General features: G+C 66.6%; 3 protein-coding genes. All 3 read left to right on the top strand.

Annotated features, from left to right (window positions below; genetic code table 11):
- The first annotated feature begins 184 nt into the window (after positions 1 to 184).
- On the top strand, positions 185 to 1390 hold the full coding sequence (locus VGT00_09020; GenBank protein ID HEV8531544.1) for an ABC transporter substrate-binding protein: 1206 nt from the start codon (positions 185 to 187) through the stop codon (positions 1388 to 1390).
- Positions 1391 to 1456: 66 nt separating this feature from the next.
- Positions 1457 to 2332 carry a branched-chain amino acid ABC transporter permease gene (locus tag VGT00_09025; GenBank protein ID HEV8531545.1) on the top strand — a complete coding sequence of 292 codons (876 nt, stop codon included), beginning with the start codon at positions 1457 to 1459 and terminating at the stop codon, positions 2330 to 2332.
- Between the two features lie 310 nt (positions 2333 to 2642).
- Positions 2643 to 3856, top strand: a 1214-nt coding sequence (locus VGT00_09030; GenBank protein HEV8531546.1) for an ATP-binding cassette domain-containing protein, incomplete at its 3' end; no start/stop codon positions are given.

Below are 3856 nucleotides of genomic sequence, written 5' to 3' on the forward strand. Positions count from 1 at the left end.
ACGTCAAGGTCTCGTTGCGCATTTTCTCGGCAAAGCGGTCCAAGGGCGCATCACAAGCGCGTGGAATCACTGACGGCGGTGGGGGCAAGGCTCTTGCTATGCGATACCCCGTCGGCTATAACTAGGGCCTCTCGGTCTTCAGGCCACGGCGTTTTCCACAGAGCTCCAAGGAGGTTGGCATTCCATGAGAAAGTCCAAACTCACCGCGTGGGCAGTGCTGGCGGCCTTCGCCGGTTTCCTCGCCGCCGTCCCCGGCCTGGCCGGGGCGCAGTCGAAAGAGCCCATCAAGGTCGGCCTGATCCAGCCGCTCTCGGGCCCGATAGCCGCGGCCGGCTCCTACATCACGAACGGCGCCAAGATCGCCCTCGATCGCGTCAATGCCAAGGGCGGGGTGCTCGGGCGTCCTCTCGAGCTCATCATCGAGGACAACAAGTCCGACCCGGCCGAGACGCGCAATGCCGCCGAGAAGCTGATCGTGCGCGACAAGGTCCCGGTCATCATCGGGGCCTGGGGCTCGTCCATGACGCTGGCCATGATGCCGCTGGCCGCCCAGCACGGCGTGCCGCTGGTCGTGGAGACCTCGAGCTCGATCAAGATCACCGATCCCAAGACCCCGGGGCAGAAAGTCGTGAGCCGTATCAGTCCGACCAGCGAGCTCGAGGCGGTGGGCGCGGGTGCCCTCATCCCCAAGCTCGGCATGAAGAAGATCGGCTACATGGCGGTGAACACCGACTGGGGGCGCGGGGCCGTGGTGGCCTTTGGCGAGGCGTTCAAGAAGAACGGCGCCTCCATCGAGGCCGTGGAGTACGTCGGCCAGGCCGACACGGACTTCTATGCCCAGCTGACCAAGTTCAAGGCCGCGGGCGTGGACAGCGTGGTGATCACGGACGACGCGCCCAAGGCCGCGAAGATGCTGCAGCAGATGAAGGAGCTGGGCCTCAACGTCAAGGTGCTCGTGACGGGCGGCTCGGCCTGGCCCGACTCCATCGTCCAGCTGGCTGGCGCCCCCGCCGCCGAGGGCGCCATGTTCATCAACTTCTACAATCCGTACGACGCGTCCATGGCGGGAGATCCAGAGGCGAGCAAGGCCTACGTGGACGAGTGGAAGAAGCGCAATCTGCCCTGGATCGGGATCGTGGAAGGCATGCGCGGCTTCGATGCGGTCAATGTGGTGGCCAAGGCCATCGAGAGCGCCAAGGAGCCGACGGCGGCCAAGATCCACGCGGCCCTCAAGACGCTGGAGGCACGCGGTCTCTACGGCCTCAACAAGTTCGACCAGAACGGGCAGAGCTACTGCAACATCATCGTGACCCAGGTCAAGGACGGCAAGTACTCGGTGGTGGCCATCACGCCGAGCGCCAAGCTGTGGGAGATGTCCGCCGCCAAGTAGCGGTGACGCTCCTCTCGGCCAGAGATAGCGCGGGCGCCCCTCCGGGCGCCCGCCTGCTTTCACCCCATGCTCGCTGAGCTGACCCAGCACGTCGTCAACGGCCTCATCCTGGGCGGTGGCTATGCCCTGATGGGCATTGGCCTCACCCTGATCTTCGGCATCATGCGCGTGGTCAACTTCGCCCACGGCGAGTTCTTCATGCTGGGCGCCTTCTTCCTCTTCACTCTCTTCAGCCTCTGGGGCGTGAACTTCTTCGTCGCGAGCCTCTTGTCGGTGCTCGGGGTTGGCCTCGTGGGGGCCGTGGTGGAGCGGCTCGTGCTGCGGCGGCTGAGACTGCAGCCGATCGAGATCCCGATGCTCGCCATGGTTGCTCTCTCAGTCATCATCCAGAACGCCGCCATCCTGCTCTGGGATCCCTCGCCGAAGACGATCAAGCACGTCTTCTCTCCCGTACCCCTCACTCTTGGGCCCATTCACGTCGTAGCCATCCGGCTCTTCGCGGGCGCCATGGCGGTGGCGCTCATCGTGGGCTCGCATCTGTTCATCAAGAAGACGCGGCTCGGGCGGGCCATGCGGGCCACCTTCCAGGACACGGACATGGCCCGGCTCGCGGGCGTCGACGTGGACCGGATCTACATGTTCACCTTCGCCTTCGGGGCGGCGCTGGCCGGAGCCTCGGGGGCTCTCCTGGGCGCCGTCTTCTGGGTGTACCCGGCCATGGGGGATCTGGCGGCGCTGAAGTCCTTCGCCGTCGTCATCATGGGCGGGCTCGGGGACTTCCTGGGCGCCATCGTGGGCGGTTTGCTGCTGGGCGTGGCCGAGAGCCTGGGCGCCGGGTACATCTCATCAGGCTACAAGGACGCGATCGGCTTCGTCCTGATCATCCTGCTCCTGCTGTGGCGCCCGCAGGGCCTCTTTGGTAAGAAGACTCTGCCCCGATGAGCGCTTGCGCGAAGAACGGTTCGTGTTCGGACGGCCCCCTTGATCTACTCAGCCCTCGCCTCGCGGCTGCGCCGCTCAGCTCGAACTGCGGCCCTCTCCCCCGCGACGGGGGAGAGGGATGAGAAAAGCCTCGTCGCGCTGTGCCCAACATCCTCATCCCTCTCCCCCATTGGGGGAGAGGGGCCGCAGTTCGAGCCGAGACGCCCGCCTCGGGCGACGAGGCGAGGGCTGAGTAGATGAGGGGGAAGCACGTGCTCGCGCATGGCCCGGACAAGACATATGGCATCCTGGTGAGCGCACAGGAAACCCCATGATCCCGCGCGGCGTCTGGGGAATCATGGTGGCCGCGGTGCTGCTCGCGCTGCCGCTCCTGGGCGTGGACGACTACTTCCTCCACCTGCTGATCATGGCGGGCCTCTTCTTCTTGCTGGCCGCGGGCATGAACCTGCTCCTTGCCGCCGGCCAGCTCAATCTTGGCCACACCGCCTTCTTCGGCATCGGCGCCTACACCTCGGGCCTGCTCGCGCTGCACATGGGGCTGTCGCCGCTCTGGACGCTTCCCCTCGCCGCCGCCTTCACGGGCGTGGTCGGCTACCTGCTCGGCCGGCTCACCCTCAAGCTCCGCGGCGCCTACTTCGTGCTGGTCACCATCGGCTTTGCCGAGGTGATCCGGCTCGTGGCCACCAACTGGATGGAGCTGACTCAGGGGCCCATGGGCCTGGCCGGCGTGCCCCCTTTCAATCTCGGCACGGAGAGACTCACTCTCGTCTCCAAGCGAGACTACTACTACCTGATGGCCGTGATGGCGGGCGGAACGCTCTACCTCACGGCACGGCTCCTCGGCTCGCGCATCGGGCGAGCGCTGGCGGCCATCCAGAGCAATGAGAGCCTGGCCGAGTCCTCGGGCATCAGCGCCTACCGGCACAGCATGCTCGCCCTCGTGATCTCGTGCGTGCTGGCCGGCGCGGCGGGCGGCTTCTACGCCCACTACATCACGTTCCTGTCGCCCGAGCTCTTCGGCTTCCAGAACACCGTCACCATGGCCGTGATGGTGGTGGCGGGAGGGCAGGGCATGGTGCTCGGCCCCGCCCTCGGCTCGCTCGTCTTCACCTTCGTGCCCGAGATGCTCCGGATGGCCGTCTTCTATCGCATGCTCCTCTATGGCGTCATCCTGCTGCTCGTGGTCATGTTCATGCCGAAGGGCCTGGTCTTCTATCTGCGGGCGCTCCTGCGGGAGCGCGGGCGGCGGCCCGTCGCTCCGCTCGCGGTGGGCGAGAGCGCCGGCTTCGCGGCCGCTCATGAGGGATCTCGCGCGCCCGGCCCGGCCCTCGAGGTGAAGCAGATCACCGTGCGCTTCGGGGGGCTCGCGGCCGTCGAGGGGCTGAGCCTCGATCTCGGGCGCGGCGAGATCCTGGCCCTCATCGGGCCGAACGGCGCTGGCAAGTCGACGGCCTTCAACGTGATCACGGGCTTCCAGATTCCGGATGCGGGTCGCGTCGGCTTCGACGGGCAGGACATCACGAC

The sequence above is a fragment of the Candidatus Methylomirabilota bacterium genome, from assembly GCA_036002485.1.
GTDB lineage: Bacteria > Methylomirabilota > Methylomirabilia > Rokubacteriales > CSP1-6 > AR37.

Bases quoted from the DNA above. Each gene is read 5' to 3' on its own strand.
- VGT00_09020 (HEV8531544.1), top strand. From the start codon at position 185: ATGAGAAAGTCCAAACTCACCGCGTGGGCAGTGCTGGCGGCCTTCGCC.
- VGT00_09025 (HEV8531545.1), top strand. From the start codon at position 1,457: ATGCTCGCTGAGCTGACCCAGCACGTCGTCAACGGCCTCATCCTGGGC.